17 protein-coding genes are annotated in these 19,826 nt (G+C 57.2%); 7 read left to right on the top strand and 10 right to left on the bottom strand.

Translation table 11 applies throughout. The features are described from left to right. Window positions 1–73 precede the first annotated feature (73 nt). On the top strand, window positions 74–1,264 hold the full coding sequence (locus ACX5K5_RS00790) for an alanine racemase (protein WP_096256506.1): 1,191 nt from the start codon (window positions 74–76) through the stop codon (window positions 1,262–1,264). Beyond that, entirely contained in the window at window positions 1,261–2,568 is a 1,308-nt protein-coding gene (locus ACX5K5_RS00785) for an FAD-linked oxidoreductase, L-gulonolactone oxidase family (protein WP_346060194.1), read from the top strand. The genes ACX5K5_RS00790 and ACX5K5_RS00785 overlap by 4 nt, the downstream gene beginning before the upstream one ends. On the opposite strand, the gene ACX5K5_RS00780 is transcribed toward ACX5K5_RS00785, so the two are convergent. The 4 genes from ACX5K5_RS00780 to ACX5K5_RS00765 all read right to left on the bottom strand — a co-directional run bounded on the left by ACX5K5_RS00780 (window position 2,565) and on the right by ACX5K5_RS00765 (window position 9,880). Next, a complete protein-coding gene (locus ACX5K5_RS00780) occupies window positions 2,565–3,650 on the bottom strand; it encodes an endonuclease/exonuclease/phosphatase family protein (RefSeq protein WP_459174874.1) in 1,086 nt (361 codons plus the stop codon). The two genes, ACX5K5_RS00785 and ACX5K5_RS00780, sit on opposite strands and share 4 nt — an antisense overlap. Before the next feature lie 41 nt (window positions 3,651–3,691). Then, on the bottom strand, window positions 3,692–5,344 hold the full coding sequence (locus ACX5K5_RS00775) for a thiamine pyrophosphate-binding protein (RefSeq protein ID WP_096256509.1): 1,653 nt from the start codon (window positions 5,342–5,344) through the stop codon (window positions 3,692–3,694). A 170-nt stretch (window positions 5,345–5,514) separates the two neighbouring features. Next, entirely contained in the window at window positions 5,515–6,555 is a 1,041-nt protein-coding gene (locus ACX5K5_RS00770) for an ECF transporter S component (protein WP_188686350.1), read from the bottom strand. 490 nt (window positions 6,556–7,045) lie between these two features. Beyond that, complete coding sequence (locus ACX5K5_RS00765; protein WP_443458694.1) at window positions 7,046–9,880, bottom strand: FAD-binding and (Fe-S)-binding domain-containing protein; 2,835 nt, start codon at window positions 9,878–9,880, stop codon at window positions 7,046–7,048. A 126-nt stretch (window positions 9,881–10,006) separates the two neighbouring features. Here ACX5K5_RS00765 and ACX5K5_RS00760 point away from each other — a divergent pair, with 126 nt between their 5' ends. Then, window positions 10,007–10,672, top strand: coding sequence for a GntR family transcriptional regulator (locus ACX5K5_RS00760; protein ID WP_459174873.1), 666 nt, complete (start codon window positions 10,007–10,009; stop codon window positions 10,670–10,672). A gap of 130 nt (window positions 10,673–10,802) precedes the next feature. On the opposite strand, the gene ACX5K5_RS00755 is transcribed toward ACX5K5_RS00760, so the two are convergent. Further along, complete coding sequence (locus tag ACX5K5_RS00755; protein ID WP_443446890.1) at window positions 10,803–10,946, bottom strand: hypothetical protein; 144 nt, start codon at window positions 10,944–10,946, stop codon at window positions 10,803–10,805. 329 nt (window positions 10,947–11,275) lie between these two features. On the opposite strand from ACX5K5_RS00755, the gene ACX5K5_RS00750 reads away from it, so the two are divergent. Further along, window positions 11,276–12,259 carry a diaminopimelate dehydrogenase gene (locus tag ACX5K5_RS00750; RefSeq protein ID WP_096256805.1) on the top strand — a complete coding sequence of 328 codons (984 nt, stop codon included), beginning with the start codon at window positions 11,276–11,278 and terminating at the stop codon, window positions 12,257–12,259. 20 nt (window positions 12,260–12,279) lie between these two features. Here ACX5K5_RS00750 and ACX5K5_RS00745 read toward each other — a convergent pair whose 3' ends face one another. From ACX5K5_RS00745 to ACX5K5_RS00725, 5 genes are all read right to left on the bottom strand, one after another. Further along, complete coding sequence (locus ACX5K5_RS00745; RefSeq protein ID WP_105658982.1) at window positions 12,280–12,732, bottom strand: pyrimidine dimer DNA glycosylase/endonuclease V; 453 nt, start codon at window positions 12,730–12,732, stop codon at window positions 12,280–12,282. A 9-nt stretch (window positions 12,733–12,741) separates the two neighbouring features. Next, window positions 12,742–13,167, bottom strand: coding sequence for a DUF779 domain-containing protein (locus tag ACX5K5_RS00740; protein ID WP_013347532.1), 426 nt, complete (start codon window positions 13,165–13,167; stop codon window positions 12,742–12,744). A 168-nt stretch (window positions 13,168–13,335) separates the two neighbouring features. Then, window positions 13,336–14,367 (bottom strand): alcohol dehydrogenase AdhP, encoded by a 1,032-nt coding sequence (gene adhP / locus ACX5K5_RS00735; RefSeq protein ID WP_013347531.1) that lies wholly within the window; start codon window positions 14,365–14,367, stop codon window positions 13,336–13,338. 149 nt (window positions 14,368–14,516) lie between these two features. After that, a complete protein-coding gene (adh, locus tag ACX5K5_RS00730; RefSeq protein ID WP_443445349.1) occupies window positions 14,517–16,040 on the bottom strand; it encodes an aldehyde dehydrogenase in 1,524 nt (507 codons plus the stop codon). A 109-nt stretch (window positions 16,041–16,149) separates the two neighbouring features. Beyond that, on the bottom strand, window positions 16,150–17,370 hold the full coding sequence (locus ACX5K5_RS00725; protein ID WP_188686360.1) for a GAF domain-containing protein: 1,221 nt from the start codon (window positions 17,368–17,370) through the stop codon (window positions 16,150–16,152). 295 nt (window positions 17,371–17,665) lie between these two features. Between ACX5K5_RS00725 and ACX5K5_RS00720 the strand changes: the two genes are divergently transcribed. Genes ACX5K5_RS00720 through ACX5K5_RS00710 form a run of 3 tightly spaced genes read left to right on the top strand, consistent with a single transcriptional unit; the run spans window position 17,666 to window position 19,747 of the window. Further along, window positions 17,666–18,004 (top strand): ArsR/SmtB family transcription factor, encoded by a 339-nt coding sequence (locus ACX5K5_RS00720; RefSeq protein WP_096256810.1) that lies wholly within the window; start codon window positions 17,666–17,668, stop codon window positions 18,002–18,004. Window positions 18,005–18,015: 11 nt separating this feature from the next. Beyond that, on the top strand, window positions 18,016–18,987 hold the full coding sequence (locus ACX5K5_RS00715; RefSeq protein ID WP_459174872.1) for an SRPBCC family protein: 972 nt from the start codon (window positions 18,016–18,018) through the stop codon (window positions 18,985–18,987). A 58-nt stretch (window positions 18,988–19,045) separates the two neighbouring features. Beyond that, window positions 19,046–19,747 carry a demethylmenaquinone methyltransferase gene (locus tag ACX5K5_RS00710; protein ID WP_459174871.1) on the top strand — a complete coding sequence of 234 codons (702 nt, stop codon included), beginning with the start codon at window positions 19,046–19,048 and terminating at the stop codon, window positions 19,745–19,747. Window positions 19,748–19,826: the final 79 nt, after the last annotated feature.

Raw genomic sequence — 19,826 nt, 5'->3', positions numbered from 1 at the left:
GCAAAATTATTGAATCTCTAATCCTGCAGATTTTTCCCTTGAATCGTCTGGACCGCGGTGCAAGAGTTGGTTTATGAAGAATGCACAGGCCAAACGCTACAATCAGGCACTAGATAAGGCTGGAATGGGTGAACGCCCGTTGGCCTTGCTCGATTTAGAAGCGTTTGATAATAACCTGATCGCCCTACGCGAACGGGCGCAAAACCTACCTATCCGGGTGGCTTCCAAGTCCCTCAGGGTGCGTTGTGCACTAGACCGAGTTCTGGAGCAACCTGGATTTAAAGGTATTTTATGCTTCACGCTTGCCGAGGCCCTCTGGTTAGCAAGCCACGGCTACAAGGACTTGGTTGTGGCCTACCCGCAGGCAGACCCAGCGGCCATCAGCAGATGGGCAACTAGCGAACAAGCACGACAAGAGATCACGGTAATGATCGACGATACCGACCAATTAGACTTGATCGACAAGATCGCCGTGGGGCATCAGGAATTGAAGGTAGCTCTAGAACTTGATGCTTCCTACTACCCAACAGCTACTTTCCGATTGGGCGCTGCTCGTTCGCCGTTACACGATCCCCAGGACGTGGCAGCGTTGGCTCAGCAGGTAGTTAAGCGTAAGGGTTTTAAAGTTGATGGACTCATGGGCTACGAATCGCAGATCGCTTCGGTTCCCGATGGCGGTTTGGGACTCAAAGCTCTGCTCGCTCGCAACATCCGTAAACGCAGCGCTGCTGAACTGGCCGAACGTCGAGGGGAAACGATCAGGCTGGTCAACGAGGTGACGAACCTCCGGTTCGTTAACGCCGGGGGCACCGGTTCCCTTGAAACTACCGCGCGAGAGAACGCGATTACCGAAGTGGCTGCCGGCTCTGGACTCTTCGCCCCGGCGCTGTTTGATTCCTTTAGATACTTTCGGCCCACCCCCGCCCTATATTTAGGCTTTAGTGTCGTACGTCGTCCCGAACCCGATGTCGTCACCATTCTTGGTGGCGGCTGGGTTGCTTCCGGGCCAGCGGGCAAGAGCCGGTTGCCACAGATTGCCTGGCCTAAGAAACTGAAGTATCTGCAGATGGAAGCCGCTGGCGAGGTGCAGACCCCCTTGAAGGGAGCGGCCGCCAGCAAACTCAAGATTGGCGACACGATCTGGTTACGTCACGCCAAAGCCGGGGAACCGGCCGAACGGGTCAATCGGCTAGCGGTGTATTCAAAGGGACAGATAGTCGATGACTGGCCTACCTACCGTGGCGAGGGAAAGGCTTTCTTGTGAGGCGCTTCGCCAACTTTTCACGGACCGTCACCGCGACTCCGGCCCAGTGGCATAGCATCTCAGATCCGGGGCAGCTTCCGCAGATTTTTAGCGCTGCCGCGGATCAAGGATTGACGGTGCGTACCGTCGGCGCCGGGCATTCTTTTACTCCATTGGTGCAAACCAACGGAGTACTAGTGAGTCTTGACGGTTTTCAAGGAATCGAAGAAGTCGACGCATTCACCCATGAAGTCACCTTCCGGGCTGGTACCCGTTTATGGCAGATTCCTCGGCTACTTGAACCATTTAATCTGGCTCTCGAAAACATGGGCGACATCGATCGGCAATCCGTTGCTGGTGCTATTAGCACCTCAACGCACGGGACTGGTCTTGGTTTCACTGGTTTTAGTGGTGCCGTCACCGGGATTCGTATCATGCTCGCCGATGGGACTCATCAGCGAGCATCGGCGACGGAAAACCCCGAACTTTTTCACGCCACCAGAGTAAGCCTTGGCGCGCTGGGTGTGATCACACATGTCAGGTTGCGTTGTGTCCCGCATTTCTTATTGCACGCGGTAGAGCGGGTGGAAGACATCGAGCAGATAGCACAAAACTTTATCGACCGTTCCAAACAGAACGACCACGTGGAATTTTTCTGGTTCCCCGGCACCAAGCGGGCGATTGTCAAAACTAATACACGGTTAGCAGCGGGCAGTAGCCTACCAAGAATGAATTCGTTCTCCAGATGGGTCAACGATGAGCTGGTCTCAAATGGTGCCTTGCAAGGAATTAGCACCCTCGGCGCATTACGCCCGCAGTGGATCCCGAAGCTGAACCGCCTAGCTACCTCTGTACTTTCAAATAGGGAGTACACCGACCGCTGGGACAAGGTGTTCACCTCGCCCCGACGCGTTCGTTTCACCGAAATGGAATACGCTATTCCACTGGAGAACTTCACCTCGGCTTTCGCTCAACTGCGCTCGTATTTGGATAGTGTTCCCGCTCAGGTGGTGTTTCCCGTAGAGGTTCGAACAGCGGCCGCAGACGACACCTGGTTAGGCACCGCCAGCGGACGAAACAGCGTATACATTGCAGTGCATCAATATATCCATGATGACGTTCCACAGTACTTTCCTGAGGTGGAGAAGATACTGCGCGAGTTTGACGGGCGCCCCCACTGGGGCAAAGAACATTCTCTGGGCGCAGCAGATTTATCAGCGTGCTATCCGCGTTTTGGTGATTTTCAAACTGTACGTACTGCAGTTGACCCTAGAGGTTTATTCCTCAACAAGTATCTTAGACGCCTGCTAATGCGCGAAGCCTAGAACTGAACGTCGGTCCAAATTAGTGCAGGGTCAGGATTATTAAGCTGAGGTGGGCCGTCCACGGATTGAGCCTGTGCCGGCTCCCGGTCGCCAATATGCCCCTGCCCAAGTACTTGCCAAGCAGAGCTTGGAACAAGGTAATTTCCCGAATCGCTGATGGCGTCCGGACGGTTTATCTGTTTCAGTAAACCATCACGAGCAGTCAATGAGAATGGCTGCTGACCTAGTGCTCCGGCGACAATGTACGGGGCATTCCCAACACCATCGATTTTCTTGGACTGGTCGTCGCGCAGGTACTTTTTGCCATTTAGGTAATCGTCAACCACACGCAGTTGGTCCAGTTCTCGTGATTCGGCGAATGAGTATCCAGCGAAGTTGTCGTCGGTTTGGACCGCGATCAGATGTACCTGTTTTCCACGATACTCAATGGGAATATCCCAGAGCCCGCTACTCATTACAGGAATTGATGCTGCCAACGCCCCGCTGAGCCCAGAGTCATCAAGACGACTCTCGGGCATTTGGTCCCATTTGAATTCCGAGACGCTGGTGACCTGGTCAGGGGTGATCTGATATTTGGAGAGCACTACGACGGATCCTTGGCCCTCAAAATCCGCTTGCCCCCAAGCATCCTCGGGGCCACCAACAATTCGATCCCCATTCAGGTCTGCTCCGCTGGGCTTACCCTTGGACCCCACACCTAAGTACACGTAGTCGTACTCGACATCCGCACGCGCATCATCCGGGTTATTAAGATAGCGATCTTGGAATACTTCGACGGCCTGCTCATTTGCGTCCATACCGGTCAAGACCACAACATCAGCATTGGCTGCGGTGATATTATCCGCCGCTAGCGCCGCTTGCCTATCATCGCCTTGTAAGAGGTCGGTGGCTAGTTGCCCGTCAATTTCGCGGGAAATCTGCGTATCGACGGTCGCGACGCGCAGCGATGTCTCTGAGGGTTCTTGACTCGGCGCAGGGCGCGGATCTTGCGCTTCCCAGGGGGCGGCAATTGCGCCAGCGGCGGGAAGCATTAAAAGCGCTCCCAAACCTAGGCTTACCGTTCCTGCTAAAACTTTGCGCACTCTGCCACCCTACGCCGGATCAGTACTACTTTTCCAGCATCTTAATCGGATTGTGATGACTGCGCCGCGGCGGCTTTGGCGTTAGCCTCCAGCACTTCTTCCATATAAGGTGCCCGAACGTTCGGTGAGATGCGCGCATCCACCAGACAAATGCCCTTCGATCCGTGCTGTACCCACTGCTGAACCTTTGCAAGATCAGCCACGGATTGCACCCGGATACCAGTGGCTCCTACCGCGCTAGCCAGTGCCGCAAAGTCGACGGTTGGAATGAGCATGGGGTCCTCGTGAAGACCAATTGAGCCATACTGGTGAACTTCTGCACCATAGGCGGAATCGTTGTAGATGACGATGACGCCACTGCTAATAGTGCGGACTATCGACTCCAGATCTGCCAGTCCCATCAAGAATCCCCCGTCCCCGGCGGCCAGCACTACGGTACGTCCCTCGGCCGCGACTCCGGCTCCCACCATCGAAGCAATGCCTAGACCAATTGACTGATAAGCGGTACCAACACAGGTCAACGACCTAGCGCCCGTAGTTGACCAGTACATGGGTCCCCAACCAATGAAGTGTCCCCCATCTTGCACCAGCACCCGGTTTGGGGGAAGAATTTTCTCCAGTTCACTAGCTACGCGGCGTGGATCAAGTAGGCCATCGGCGGCAAGCTCATCACCTAGAGGGCGGGCGCGCACCAAGCTAAGGTCTACCGAGGAAGCCCATGCAGATTTCTGGCCGTCGTAGCAATCAAGCAAGCCACGGATTGCTGCCCTGATATCCCCTGTGGCGAAGTAATCCACGCGGGAATTTGTTGCGGTGGCTGCTAAATCAATTTGCACCACCTTCGCCTGCGCATTAATTAGCTCTCCAAAGCGCATGGTGAATTGGTTCAGTCCCGCGCCAAGTACCAGCACGGCATCAGACTGCGCAATGATTTGCGCGTTTCGTTCCGTGGAAAAACCTCCGGTAATACCCAGATCATAGGGGTAGTCCAGCAGATCTCGGGCCAGCAAGGTTCCGGAGGTCGTAGCGCCCAGACACTTGGCAAGTTCAGTGATCTCGGCGGCAGCCTCGATGGCTCCGCGACCATAAAGAATGTGCGGACGCTGGGCTCCAGCCAAGATTTCGGTGATGGCGCTGATCTGCGAGATGTTCAGTTCTGGTGCTGGAGGGGTGCTACGCAGGGATGCAAAATCTGGCAATTCACCTTCGAGGCTTGATACCGGTGCGAGATCATACGGGATGGCAAGAACCACGGGAATTTGCTCGCGTAGTGCGTGAGCGGCGGCCTTTAGTGCGGTGGCACCCGGAGTATGGCGATCCACCACGTAGCGTACTGCTCGGACTCCTGCGTCGATGGCCGCCTGATCAATATCCCACGCGCGCAGACCCGTGGTTGGCGCATCTCCGGTGACAAGCAGCAACGGGGTGCGCGCTGCGGCGGCCTCCGCTAGCGCGGTGACGGCATTGCTGTAGCCCGCGCCGTAGGTGGTCGAAGCAATCGCCAGACGATTGGAAATTCGGAAGTAGGCGTCTGCCGCGGAAACCGTTGCAGATTCGTGGCGTACCGCGGTGTAATCAAAGCCGGCACGAACTGCGGCGTCGAGGAAGTGTGCGTTGCCGTTGCCCATGAGACCAAAAATCTGTGGCGCAATTGGCTTAAGGGCATGGGCGATGGCAGCTGAAACGCTGGACATAATGGACTCTTTTCCTAAAAAGGAGTTGAAGAAAATTCCATATATGTCTGCCGTTACCGGTTGTTATTAGCAACGGGTATCGCCCCTTTTGAGAGCGCCGGAACCTTTTTGAGGCGGTCCCTGACAGGTATAAGAATAAGGTACAAATCCTTGATCGCGCTAGCTCGAGATCATTTTGAGAGTTCCTCATCTTTAAGCCGACGTGAAATATCGGCTTCCAAATCAACAATGTTCGAACCGTTTACCCAACGTCTTAGCCGTACCAAGACCATCACGAGCAGAAAGGCGGTTAGCATTTTATCGGCTAGGGAATATAGGAAATTCGACGCAAATACGGTCACAATCAACGGCATTCCATAGGAATCCAAATTTGCCCGGGTTAATTCTGAGGCATGACCAGTTCCACCATGAAAAACAACGACCAATAGAATCGTCGCAATCACGCTGCAAGATAGTGCGACCAAAAACGTCAACAGATAGTACCGTTTCAGACTTCTTTCACGGCGCACCCACCGAATTCCGTATCCCCAAACTAGGGCACCGGTGACATTGACCAGAATGAATGCCAGCGAAGAAGAATCTGTAATCGAACTCCCCAAGAGGTTCGTGGCGATAGCCACGGCAACTCCCGCCCAAGGCCCTAAAACCATCGCGACGATCGCAGTTCCCAGCATGTCTAGGTAAAGCGGTATCCCCAGTGTTGCTACCAGCCAGAATCCTAATAAGTTGAGCGCAGTACTGCTAACAATCAGCAGCATTCTCCTTCCTAGCCGCCGAGATTTATTAGATTCATTTCTTTGTGTACTGTCCTCGATCTGCGTAATGGTCGAGTCTTCAACCATGTCTAGACTTTGAGAATTCGGATGAATTTCAGGCTCCGGCACATAAGTGACTCGGTCAGCTCTGGCCCGTAGACATCGGTTGCGCCAGTTTTCAACGTCCTCTTCCGTGCCACCTAAAGCACAGACAATTTCAGAAATAAGTTCCACGTTGAGTCGGGTACGCCCAACTCGAAAGGCATCGTACACCGTTGATCTCGCTGGTCGAGACGCCCCAGGATCAACGCCTTGCGAAATACGATGGCTAGAAATACGTCGAACGATTTCAGCGTAGGGAACGTCTCCGGCGTCAAGACGCAAACGTTGCAGATCTTCGGCAATGAGATCAAAAGCCGACAGTGTCGAGTGCGACTGTTCCTCAGATTTCGACACCGTTGCTTCCTTTTCTTATGGCGCCCGATGATGTTCCGCGCTTTGATTTAATTCTACGACGGAAGATTTAATAAACAGCACCGATTACAACTATCTATCGCCAAGTACCCACCTATGGGCAGAACAATAATTCATGCCTAGATTCGCATATACATACTTATTGCCCCTGGGGCTGTTGAGTACACAGTTATTGTTGTTCGGACTTGTATGGAGATGAGATTTTGTTCGTTTGTAGAACAATTTCATAGATAAGATTTTTGTAACTTGAGGTTTTCGACCGTGAGAGGTGTACCGCTTACGGTCCGATCTCGCACTGTGGCTAAAGTTATCATCTGCAAAAACTTGGGGGCAGATGCTGACTGGTCACGGAAACATCAGCACCCTTTAGCGCTAAAGGATAATAGTTAGGCACCTTCGAAGAATTTCGAAGGTGCCTAACTATTTAATTGCCTGTCGAGATACGCAGGGTCAACTAACGCGGGAGCCTTGGCTAGTGCGCTGCGGTTGCCTGAGCCAGCAGTTCAATTACATGACGGTAATCCTTGCCGGTAGCTCGGCTCATGCCCAACTCGCAGGTGCGGTTACACGAGGCGTGAGCGCTAGCGTCTAACTCAAGCACCTCCTCAGCTTCGCGAGCAGTGGCGGATTCGGTCAGTTCCGGGTGCAACATGCCGCGATCTCCGGCGAAGGCACAGCAACCCCAATTCATCGGGATGTTGACCTTCTGCGCCACTGCCTCGGCGACCTTCTGCAGGTCCCCATTAAGTCCCATCTGAGTCGAAGAGCAAGTGGGATGCAAAGTTAGCGAATCAATCTGCGTGACCGGCGGAAGTTTGCCCAACAGGTGACGGGAAGTGAAGGCCAAAAGGTCCACAACTTCAAAGCCGTGCTCCTCTAATGTGTGAGCAAAGCCTTCGGTGCAGCTGGTGGCGTCAGAAATGACCGGCAAGCGAAAACCTGGCTGGGCTGCATGAACTTGAGCGCGCACTCGTTCTGCCATAAGTACATGACCATCCTCATATCCTTTAGAGGTCCATGGGGTGCCACAGCACATCGATTCGATCCCTTGCGGAACCAGCACAGAGACGCCTGCCTGCTTCAGCAGTTGTTCAAAGGCTGGAGCTACGCCTTGCCCCTCAGTGCCAGGCCCAAACATCGAATTCACACAAGCGGGCAGGTAGATAGCAATTGGCTCCACGCCGGGGGCACCAAGGTTTCCCGTCAGCGGCTTACGTGCCTTACCGCCTTTAGGCAGATCTGCGTCATAACGAGGCACGGTGTCTTCCCCCACCACCTTGCGGGCAATCTCGGTAGCTCCGCGGACCAGCGGGGTAGGGAATTTATCTGCCATGCTCAGTGCCACCGAGCCAACTCGGGTTGCCGCACCCCAGCCCTTGGCAGCAGCCTTGAACCCAGCAGCCATGGCTGGCTTGGCATCCTCGCGGCGTAACCGTTTAACCAACAGTCCCGTGTTGATCTGCACTGGGCAAGCGGTGACACACATACCGTCTACCGCGCAGGTTTCCACCGCCGAGTATTCATAGTCGCGTTCGAGCTCCGCGACGAGTTCTTCATTCCCCTCGGCTTCTGCCTTCGCAATAGCCCTGCGCACGGCGATACGTTGACGAGGCGTAAGCGTCAGATCTTTGGACGGGCATACCGGCTCGCAGTAACCACATTCAACGCAGCGGTCCGCCTCAACCTCAATGGTCTCGTTGAGCTTGATGTTGCGGATGTGTGCGGCATGATCTTCATCGATAATAACGCCCGGATTGAGCATCATTCGTGGATCACAGGCGGTCTTGAGTTGGACCATCACCTCGTAGAGTTCGTCGCCGTATTGGCGACGCACAAATGGTGCCATCGCACGACCCGTGCCGTGTTCAGCCTTGAGGTTTCCGCCCTTGGAAAGTACCAGCTCAACCATCTTGTCGTTGAATGCGTTGTAGCGGTTCAGCGCAGTGTCACCCTCAAAGCGGTCAGTCAACATGAAGTGGATATTTCCGTCCTTGGCGTGACCAAAGATTACCGAGTTCTGATACTCATACTCGTCAAAGAGCTCCTGCAGGGTGCTACAGGTTTCGGCCAGCGTATCGACGGGGACTGCTACGTCTTCGAGTAGTGCGGTTGTGCCTGAGACACGCGCCCCGGCCACGGAAGCGTAGAGTCCTTTACGGAATTTCCAAGCGGCTTGACGGTTTTTAGCGTCTTGGGAAAGGATCGCTGGCGCACGCAGAGCGGCGGAATCTATCAGACGCTGACCGGCACTTTGCAGTCCGGCAAGTTCTTCGTCATGGTCTGCATGGTATTCAATGAGCAGTGCTGCTTGTTCTTTGACTTCAAACCCCATGATTGCCTCAGGAACCCCGGGTAGATTTTGGCCTACGCGAAGTGAGGTGGAATCCATGAGTTCCAGCGTTGCCGCGCCAGAATCCAGCAGGTCCGGAAGCGCCCGGGTGGCCTGATCTAAGGAATCAAATACCGCCAAGGTTGCAATTGCGAGCTTACGGATGGGAACTGTTCTGAAGATCGCTTCGGCGACAAAGGCCAAGGTGCCCTCGGAACCAATGATCAGATGGGCTAGCAACTCCGCCGGCGAATCGTGATCGAGGAATGAATTAATGCCGTAGCCCATGGTGTTCTTTAGCGCGAAATGCTTCTCGATAAGAGCTACCGAATTCTTATTTGCACGTACTCGATCACGCAGTCGGGTCAGCGTCTGCACAAGCTGCGGCTCGGCGGCGGCGAGTTTGGCATCTGCGTCGGGGGCCGCGGAATCGATCATGGTCCCGCTAGGCAGCACAAAGGTCATCGATTCCAACGTGCGGTAAGTGTTAAATTCGGTGCCGCATGCCATACCCGATGAGTTATTCGCGATCACTCCGCCAATCGTGCAGGCAGCTTCACTGGCGGGGTCAGGGCCTAGCTTGTAACCGTAGACCGAGAGCCTCGCATTGACCTGACGCACCGTCGCACCGGGCTGCACACGCACACGCTTTCCCTGATCCAGCACGGTAATGCCACGGAAGTTTCTACGCACATCGAGCATCAGCCCGTCGCCGCTGGCTTGGCCGGCCAAGGAGGTTCCACCCGAACGCAAGGTAACCGGTTGTCCGGCGCGCATGCTGGCTGACAGCAACTGCGAGACTTCCTGCGCATCCTTGGCGATCACCACGGCTTCTGGGGTGTAGAGGTAATGCGAGGCGTCCGAGGCATAGGCCACCCGGTCGATGGACGTGGTTTTGACGCGGTCGGGCTCGGCGACCAGATCAAGAATGCTTCGGGAAACCTTGGTTTCTCCGAGTGCCGGCGTGCTCAATGCCATGATGCGCTCCTGTGCGTTGGTAGGCCCAGCCTACCTAAGGTCAATATTGTCTAACAAGTACACATGCTATATTAGTGCTCTTTATGGGATAATCAATGGGTTAGCAAGTATCTTGAAGGGGAATTCATGTCCGCAAGACTAGGTGTCGTCTCGGTAGTCCAGGCGATGATCAATGATTTGCGAAGCAGAATTTTCGACGGTGAACTCCCTCCCGGCACCCCGCTAGGTGAGGTAGACGTGGCCGCACACTATGGAGTCGCGCGTCCCACGGCGAAGGCAGCATTGGAAAATCTGGTAGCCAGTGGACTGCTGACCCGAAACGCGCATCAGAGCGCGCGCGTCACCGTCCTCGATTCGGCCGATGCTCAGGATATCTACCAAACGCGCGCAATTATCGAAGCCGAGGCCGTGCGCCTACTGGCAAGCACCGGCCATGTCCCGCAGGCCGCGCATGAAGCCAACGCGCAGATCACTGCTCTGGCCGACGCTTCGCCCGCGCAGATCATCGAGCCGGACCTGAAGTTCCACGCGGCACTGGTCAACGCCCTCGATTCGGCGCGAACTAGCGCAATCTATGCACAGCTCAGTGACGAGATCCGCCTATGTATGACGCATGTCCAGGATGCCACCCTGCTCAGTACCGAAAACATTGCCGCAGAGCATCAAAGGCTGCTGGACCAGATCAATTCCCGCGACGCGCAAGGCGCCGCCAGTACCCTAGCTGACCATCTCGGACGCGCAAGCAAGAAGCTCGAAGCTCATTTAGACCTGATCCAGCAGAACGGCAAATAGTGACCGGACCGTGCCGGCCGGCGAGCGCAGGAACTCCCGGCGATTAGGCCCAGCGCGTGTTGCTTGGCCTAGCGCTTCCCGGCAAGACGAGAATAATTCTCCAGGATGAGCCGAGCTCAGCATTTGATCCTCACAGCCAGCAACTGCTTGCGGAGGCACCACCGGCATGATCGCCCATGACCGGGAAGTGGCCGCGGAGCTGGCAGACGAGATAAGCGCGGCGCAAGACGGTCGGATGGTCGCAGTCGGTGGATGCCGCTCGTGCAGTACTCATAGCTTCAACATTTGCAGGATCTGTGTCCGGCTATTGGATTTCCACGATTTCCTCGCCCCATCTGCAATTAGCAGTTCTGGCGCGCCAGCCACAGTGAACACCCAGGGCAGGGCTCTGATGGATTTCCCGGTGTCCAAGGGTTTCGGTTCACCAGTGTGGCAATTAATATAGACGCAAGGTATTCACGCTTCGGTGTGATTCTTTGGAATACTCCATAGTTGGCGCGAAGTGACCGGCGCCTTTCGCCCCTTCTTCTCCGGCACGGCTAATTGCCCGCTGCCAACTATCGACCGAGGCTCTTATGCCAGATCAAAAGGATCGTGAATCAAATGACTTCAAAAATCCGCATCGGTATTGCCGGATATGGAAACCTAGGCCGCGGCGTGCAAGCCGCAATTGCCAAAAATTCGGATATGGAACTGGTGGGCGTCTACAGCCGCCGCGATCCGGATACCCTTCAGCTGGCTCAGCCTGCACCACGCTACTCGGTGGATGTCCTGGGGGACCACGTTGACGATATCGACGTGCTGATCCTCTGCGGTGGCTCAAAATCAGACCTACCCGAACAAGGCCCCCGCATGGCTGCCCTATTCAACACCGTGGATAGCTTCGATACCCACGCGCGCATCCCGGAATATTATGAGACGGTCAACGCACCGGCGAAAGCGGCCGGCAAGACCGCGCTAATCTCCGCAGGTTGGGACCCGGGCATGTTCTCAATTAACCGCGTCTACGGTGAAGCGCTGCTTCCCGACGGGGAAACATACACCTTCTGGGGCCGCGGGCTGAGCCAAGGCCACTCCGATGCGGTACGCCGCGTGCCCGGTGTTGCCGGCGGCGTGCAGTACACCATCCCTAGCCCGGAAGCGATTGAGCAGGTACGTGCGGGACTACGCCCCACACTGAGCACTCGTGAGAAGCACCAGCGCGAATGCTACGTTGTTCTCGAAGACGGTGCGGATGAAAACACCGTGCGCGAATTGATTGTGAATATGGAACACTACTTCGACCAGTACGACACCACCGTGAACTTCATCGACGCGCAGACCCTCGCCGCCGAGCACTCGGACATGCCGCATGGCGGTTTCGTGATCCGTTCGGGCAACACCAGCGAGAGCCAGAAACAGGTCATCGAGTATTCGCTGGCCCTTGGCTCCAACCCGGAATTCACTTCCAGCGTGCTGGTAGCTTACGCCCGGGCCGCCTTCCGGATGAACCAGCGCGGCATCACCGGTGCGCAGACCGTTTACGATGTGGCCCCGGGGCTGCTCTCGCCCAAGTCCCCCGCACAGTTGCGCGCGGAGCTGCTCTAGGATTTTGCCGGGCCAGCAGCTCATCCGCTGGCGAGCGCATCCTTCTCCCAGGCCTCCACTGGCCCCGGGACCTGCACGAACAGCGGATGCAGGGCCACCTGCCCTGCCGGTTCCAAGCGGGCGATGCGCGCGGGATCCCGGACGGAGAGCTTGCGCAGCAGGTGCTCGCGCTCGAAGTGCACCTGCCCCTGGGTGACCGGGATCTTTTCCAGCTGCGCGGCGGCTGCCGGATGCAGGATCTTCGCGGCGTCGAAGCGATAGCCCCGGACAGCCGCTTCGTCCCACAAGCCCTGCAGGTAGCCGCCCATATGCACCAGCGGGGCGGGCTGCGCCTTGAACCGGAGAAGCTGCGGGTGCCCGGTATAGCCCTTGGTCTGGCCTGCGAGCACCTTCTGGGCCAGCAGTGTTTCACGCCAGCAGGCAACGAGCCCTTTGGCGTCGAGCAATGAGGGGTGCAGGGACCACAGTCGCATGGGCCAAGCCTAGTCGGGGTTCGGGCCAGCCGGGAACTCGATGATCTCGCTGCGGATCAAGAAGCGCTTGCCCTCCGGGGCTTCGACGGAGAAACCGGATCCCCGCCCGTTGACCACGTCCACGGTGAGCTTGGTGTGCTTCCAGTATTCGAATTGCTCCTTGGACATCCAGAAATCGATGTCGCCCAGAGCGGTGCCATCAGCGCCGTCCAGGGAAAGCACGCCGAGCCGGATGTCCGATCCCCCGGTGCGGAACTCGCCGGCCGGGTAGCACATCGGCGAGGACCCGTCGCAGCACCCTCCGGACTGGTGGAACATCAGCGGGCCGTGGATCCCCCACAGCTTGCGCAGCAGGTCCAGGGCTTCGGAGGTGAAGGCCACCCGCGAGAACTCTTCGCCCTCGATTGCGGCGCGCGTTTCGGTTACGGTGCTCATGTCCTGCTCCTGCCTCGTTGTCCACGTCCGGATTTATCTCGTTGTGGCCAGTGTCCTCTTTTTGGGCCGCACCGTCCATCGCTCGGCCAGGGCGGCCAGGACACCGGTACCGGATGCCGCTTCGAAAAGCCGCATCCGGTACCGTGCCATCAACCGTTGCGGATCCGGCTACGCCCTGCCGGCGTAGTCGATGACAACGCGCCCATCGATCTTGCCATGGCGCATTTCGTCGAATACGGCGTTGATGTCTTCCAGCGGGCGGGTATGGAAGGTCGGCTTGATCTTCCCTGCCGCATAGAATTCCAGCGCCTCGATCATGTCCTGCCGTGTTCCCACGATCGATCCGCGGATGGTCAGGCCCTTGAGCACGATGTCGAAAATGGGTGCGGGGAAATCACCGGCGGGCAGCCCGTTGAACACGATCGTTCCGCCGCGCCGGGTCATGCCGATCGCTTGCCCGAACGCCTTTGGATGCACCGCCGTAACCAGCACGCCGTGCGTTCCGCCAACCTTCTGCTGGATGATCTCGGCCGGGTCCTGGGCGAAGGCATTGACGGTGATTTCCGCTCCATGCTTCGAAGCCAGCGCCAGCTTGTCATCGGCCACGTCAATGGCGATCACCCGCATGCCCATGGCCACCGCGTACTGCACCGCGATATGGCCCAGTCCGCCGATACCCGAAATAGCCACCCACTGGCCGGGCTTGACCTCAGTCATCTTCAGGCCCTTGTAGACGGTCACTCCCGCGCACAGCACCGGCGCGATTTCATGGGGATCCGAGCCCTCCGGGATGTGCGCGGCATAGCGGGAATCCACCAGCATGTACTGGCCGAAGGAACCGTCCACGGAGTATCCGCCATTGGACTGGGCTTCGCACAGCGTCTCCCAGCCGGTGCGGCAGTACTGGCAGTGCCCGCAGGCGCTGGCCAGCCACGCGTTGCCGATCATGTCCCCGAGCGCGACCTCGGTGACTCCTTCGCCGAGCTTTTCCACGATGCCCACGCCTTCATGCCCGGGAATCAGCGGAAGCTTCGGCTTGACCGGCCAATCGCCCTCGGCGGCGTGCAGGTCGGTGTGGCAGACGCCCGAGGCGATCAGCTTCACCAGCACCTGGCCGGGGCCGGGCTCGGGGATCTCGGCGTCCTTCACCTGGAACTCTTCGCCGAAGCCTTCGACTATTGCAGCTTTCATCTTGCTCATGTACTTTGTCCTTTGCATGGCATTCGAAGGTGCGGGGTGCCGGCTGGCGTGCGGGGGATGAGGCCAATCGATCCCCGGACGCTGTCCCGGCTGGCCCCGCACCTTCGAGGTCTGTTGTCATCTCATGCTGCTCGTGGCAGCTACTGCTCCTAGAAGAAGCCCAGCTTGTCTTCCGAGTAGGAAACCAGCAGGTTCTTGGTCTGCTGGTAGTGGTCCAGCATCATCAGGTGGTTCTCGCGGCCGATACCCGAGGACTTGTATCCGCCGAAGGCCGAGTGCGCCGGGTAGGCGTGGTACTGGTTGACCCACACGCGTCCGGCCTGGATGGCGCGGCCGGCACGGTAGGCCACGTTGCCATTGCGGCTCCACACCCCCGAACCCAACCCGTACAGGGTGTCGTTGGCGATGGAGATCGCGTCGTCGTAGTCCTTGAACTTGGTCACCGCTACCACCGGCCCGAAGATCTCCTCCTGGAAGATGCGCATGTCGTTGGTGCCCTCGAAGATGGTCGGCTGCACGTAGTAGCCGCCGGAGAGCTCTCCGCCCAGATCCGCACGTCCCCCGCCGAGCAGCACCTTGGCGCCCTCGGACTTGCCGATGTCCATGTAGGAGAGGATCTTCTCCAGCTGGTCGTTGGATGCCTGGGCACCCATCATGGTGTCGGTATCCAGCGGGTGTCCCTGCTTGATGGCCTTGGTGCGGGCCACCACATCGCCCATGAAGCGGTCATAGATGCTTTCCTGGATCAGCGCACGCGATGGGCAGGTGCAGACTTCGCCCTGGTTCAGCGCGAACAGCGTGAATCCTTCCTGCGCCTTGTCGTAGAAGGCGTCATCCTTGGCAGCGATGTCCTCGAAGAAGATGTTCGGGGACTTGCCGCCCAGTTCCAGGGTGACCGGGATCAGGTTTTCCGACGCGTACTGCATGATCAGCCGGCCGGTAGTGGTTTCGCCGGTGAAGGCGATCTTGCGGATGCGCTTGTTGCTGGCCAGCGGCTTGCCGCACTCCACACCGAAGCCGTTGACGACATTCAGGACGCCGGCAGGCAGCAGGTCACCAATCAGTTCCATGAGTACCAGGATCGAGACAGGTGTCTGCTCTGCAGGCTTGAGCACAATGGCGTTACCGGCTGCCAAGGCGGGCGCGAGCTTCCACACGGCCATCAGGATAGGGAAATTCCAAGGGATAATTTGGCCTACTACGCCCAGTGGTTCGTGATAGTGGTACGCGGTGGTATCTTCATCCAGCTGGGAAAGGCTTCCTTCTTGGGCGCGAATAGCGCCAGCGAAGTAACGGAAGTGGTCCACTGCCAAAGGCAGATCGGCATTGATGCATTCGCGGATGGCTTTGCCGTTGTCCCAGGTTTCGGCCACTGCCATCATTTCGAGGTTTTCCTCGATGCGGTCCGCAATCTTGTTTAGGATGACTGCGCGTTCAGCCGGGCTTGTCTTGCCCCAAGCTGGAGCCGCCGCGTGGGCTGCATCCAGTGCTACCTCGATGTCTTCTGCAGTGGAGCGCGCCACTTCGCAGAAGACCTTACCGGTTACCGGGGTGACATTTTCAAAGTACATACCCTTAACCGGAGCAACCCATTCGCCACCAATGTAGTTCTCGTAACGTGGTTTAAAATTGACCAATGCCCCATCGGTGTTTGGATTTGCATAAACGCCCATTGCTGCACGACTCCTTAGTCAGTCATCCTGGCCACGATGTCTTCACCGCGGAACCTTGAATGTGACTCTAGTCACGTAAAGGTTGCAAGTAGGTTGCAGCTGAAGTCCGCTATTCGTCCAGCCCTTGAACCTCGGCAACGATCAGCGAACGAGCCGGTGAATCAGCTGGCAGTTCCCGCAAGGCCGCACGCAACAAATCCGAGTCAGCCAGCTGGCGGCCCAAGTTCAATAGCTGATGGGCGGTGCCTCGATCCAGAACCATTTCACGCAAGGCCGCCTCGGCACGGTAGCGCAGCAGTATGATTCCTGGAGCCTGCGACCGTGCGAGCATCCCTGGCGAATATATCTGCAAGGCAGCGCCGAGATCGCCTTCCTCCAAGGCCTTCCATAGCCGGCCAATTGTTGTTTGCAAACCCCATTGCAATCGATAGGGTCGCGAGGTCAATGTTCTCCCCGGGACCGTCCCAAGCACTTTGCGTAACCTGACGATTTCGGCTCGAGCGGTGCCTTCTGCCGCCGCATCAGGCCTTTCGAATAGCTCCTCGACAAGTTGAGCCGTATTCAGCCCTTCTCGATATTGTGCTAGCAACGTCAGGATTTCAGCGTGGCGCAGGGAGATCGGAACGGAACCTAGGTGAGCACCGTCGGAGCGGCCAAGATCCAGATAGTCCGGGTCTGCCACTACTCCAGCGCCAGGCAGGAGTAATTGAGTTTCCGCAGCCATCACCGCCGCTTGCAGTAGCGGCAGTGAATGCGTTGCGATGGCATCTGGCCCGCCAGTCAGATCAATTGCGCCTATTACTTGCCCGGTGCGTGGATCTCGGATGGGAACCGCGGAGCAGCTGTATTGGTGAGCTCTTTCGTAAAGATGCTCCGCACCTGAGACTTGGGATCCAGCACCGGTGGCTAGTGCCATTCCCGGTGCAGACGTTCCAACCGTCCTTTCCGCCCAGTCGGCGCCGGCCATGAAGCCTACGCCTTCCGCTTGAGTCAGGGCGCCATTGCTGCCTGCGACCCACAACAAGGTGCCGCCGGTGTCAGCCAATGCGACTAAGAGGTTGGCGTCAGTTGCTGCGGGAACCAAGAGTTTTTCAAAAACCGGCCAAATCCGCTGCAGCTCACTACGTTCGCGAGCAAGCCTCAGATGATCATCACTGAGCACTGAGGGGACTTGAACGGCAGTGAGAGATGCCAGCGAGCGCTTCCATGATTCACGCACATCACTTCGCAGTGGAAGTTCTGCCACCCCTGCCTCTCGCGTCTCCAAAAGCTCATGCGCGTGCTGGGCGCGACGCGATGCGCCGGACCAATCTATGGCGGACTCGCCCATAACTCTCCTCTATCCAGCAACCTGGATTTCTGCAGTGCTCACCAGCCTAGGCGACTACGTGGGACTTGAGAAGAGCTATCTTCTTCTCAACATACGGGTTCACTTTCAGGGGCCTTGCCCCCACAAACAGGGTCCTATCCGAGGTTGAGCCTGCTACGTCTAAACCCATTAAAACAAATAGATAAGTCACCTATAAATTGCCAACATTTAGGGATAAGTTCACCAAGGTCATTTCTTAGAATTTCATCCTTGATCCCCTTCCATTTCTTCGTCGTTGAGAGTATCGTACAACCAAATGGTTGTATATGAATTGAGCGAAGAACAGACAAACAAGGTCTTCCGCGCCTTGGCAGACGCCACACGAAGAGACATCGTGGCGCGAACCTTGCACGCCGAGGTCAGTATTTCCACACTGGCCGCCGACTACGACATGTCTTTTGCCGCAGTCCAGAAGCATGTGGCATTTTTGGAGTCCGCTGGTCTGGTCAGCAAAATCGCACGTGGCCGCGAACGTATTGTTCGAGGTCAGCCGGACACGATCCGGCACGCCCAGCAGTTACTTTCATCCCTCGAAGAAATCTGGCGCCAGCGCATCAACCGGCTCGACGATTTCCTCGCCGACGAGGCAACTTAAGGAGTAATCTCATGCCCGTCACTTCAGTTATCCAAGATGCCCAAGCCCTCACGCTCACGGTACACGCCGAGTTTGGCGTGAAGGTTTCCCGTCTCTGGGACGCCTACCTCGATCCGCGCCAGATTGAAAAGTTCTGGGGACCGGTTGAGTACCCCGCGACTTTCACCCGGCACGATGCAGTGTCAGGTGGTCGCACCAATTACCATATGACCTCTCCCGAAGGAGAAGAGTTCCACGGCTACTGGGACTGGAACGAAATCGTCGAGCAGAAGTTCTTCGAAGTCACCGACGGTTTCGCGCATTCCGATGGCTCCCCGAACACCGAGTTGCCCACCACGCGCACCACCTTTTCCTTTGACCCGCAAGATTCGGGAAGCAAGCTGACCATCACTTCAAACTTCGATTCCATGGAGGCCTTAGAACAAGTTGTAGCCATGGGCATGATCGATGGGACTCGTTCGGCTATGAGCCAGATCGAACAGGTGCTCAGCGATCTGCGTGACTACTCAAAGAATTTCACCACCGAGGCCCAGCTCCTCTCCGATACCCAGGTTCGCGTCAGCCGGATTATCCGAGGAACCCGCGAACAGGTGTGGCTGGCGCACCACGATGCACAGCTTATGAAACGCTGGCTGCTCGGCCCCGACGGCTGGAGAATGACTGAATGTGCCCTACCCGAGGCTGTTGGCGACAGCTACCGTTACCACTGGGAACCGGAATCCGGCACCGCAGAGCAGGGGTTCGGTTTCACCGGCACACTGCTAGAACAGTTGCCGCAGTCCTACGAACGGACCACCGAGCAAATGATCGATACCGATTACCCAGCAACCATCAACGAATCAACGTTCACCGAAACTACCGCGGGTACGCTGCTGTCCATCGTCATCACCTATCCGGATGCCCAGACCAGAGACATGGTGCTAGCCACCGGAATGACTAACGGGATGGAGGCCAGCTACGCACGGCTCGAATCGCTGCTCTAAGCGCGATTCGCCCCACATCCGGCACGCGGGCGCGCGCAAATATGAAACACTTGGAAGCATGACTTCCCACAATTCACGCGCAGGCCTGGATAAGCAGGCCACCCAGGTTCAGGACATGTTCGACAAGTTGGCGCCACGTTATGACTTGCTCAACACCTTGATGACCGGCGGCATTGTGAACTACTGGCGCAAGATCACTACCGAGGCGATTGCCCCGAAGCCCGGCGAGCGCATTCTTGACCTTGCCGCGGGTACCGGAACTTCCTCGGTGCCGCTGGCCAAGGCCGGCGCCAAGGTGACCGCTTGCGACATGTCCCACGGCATGCTCGCCGAGGGTCGCAAGCGCTACCCGCAGCTTGAATTCGTCTACGGCGACGGTACCGATCTGCCATTCGAGGACAACTCCTTTGACGCGGTCACCATCTCCTACGGACTGCGCAACATCTCCGACACCGAGAAGGCTCTGTCGGAGATGCACCGCGTGACCAAGCCGGGCGGTCGCATTGTGGTGGCAGAGTTCTCCACCCCCACAATGACTCCGGTCAAGCAGGCTTACAAGCAGTTCTTGCCTCGCGTGATCCCAGCCTTGGGATACATCGTTTCGCCAAACCCGACGGCCTACGCCTACCTGGCTGAGTCCATCGCTGCCTGGCCAAACCAGCAAGACCTAGGACAGAAGTTCATCAACGTCGGTTGGAAGAACGTCGAGTTCCGTAACCTGACCGGCGGCATTGTCGCCGTACACCGCGCTTGGAAGTAGCCCTTCCGCAGAATTGATCTTTCGGTTCGCATCCAACGCTGGATGCGAACCGAAAGTTTTTAACGATGTTTTTTCGTTT

The organism is Glutamicibacter bergerei, from assembly GCF_054495185.1.
This window is presented reverse-complemented; position numbering and strand designations above follow the sequence as displayed.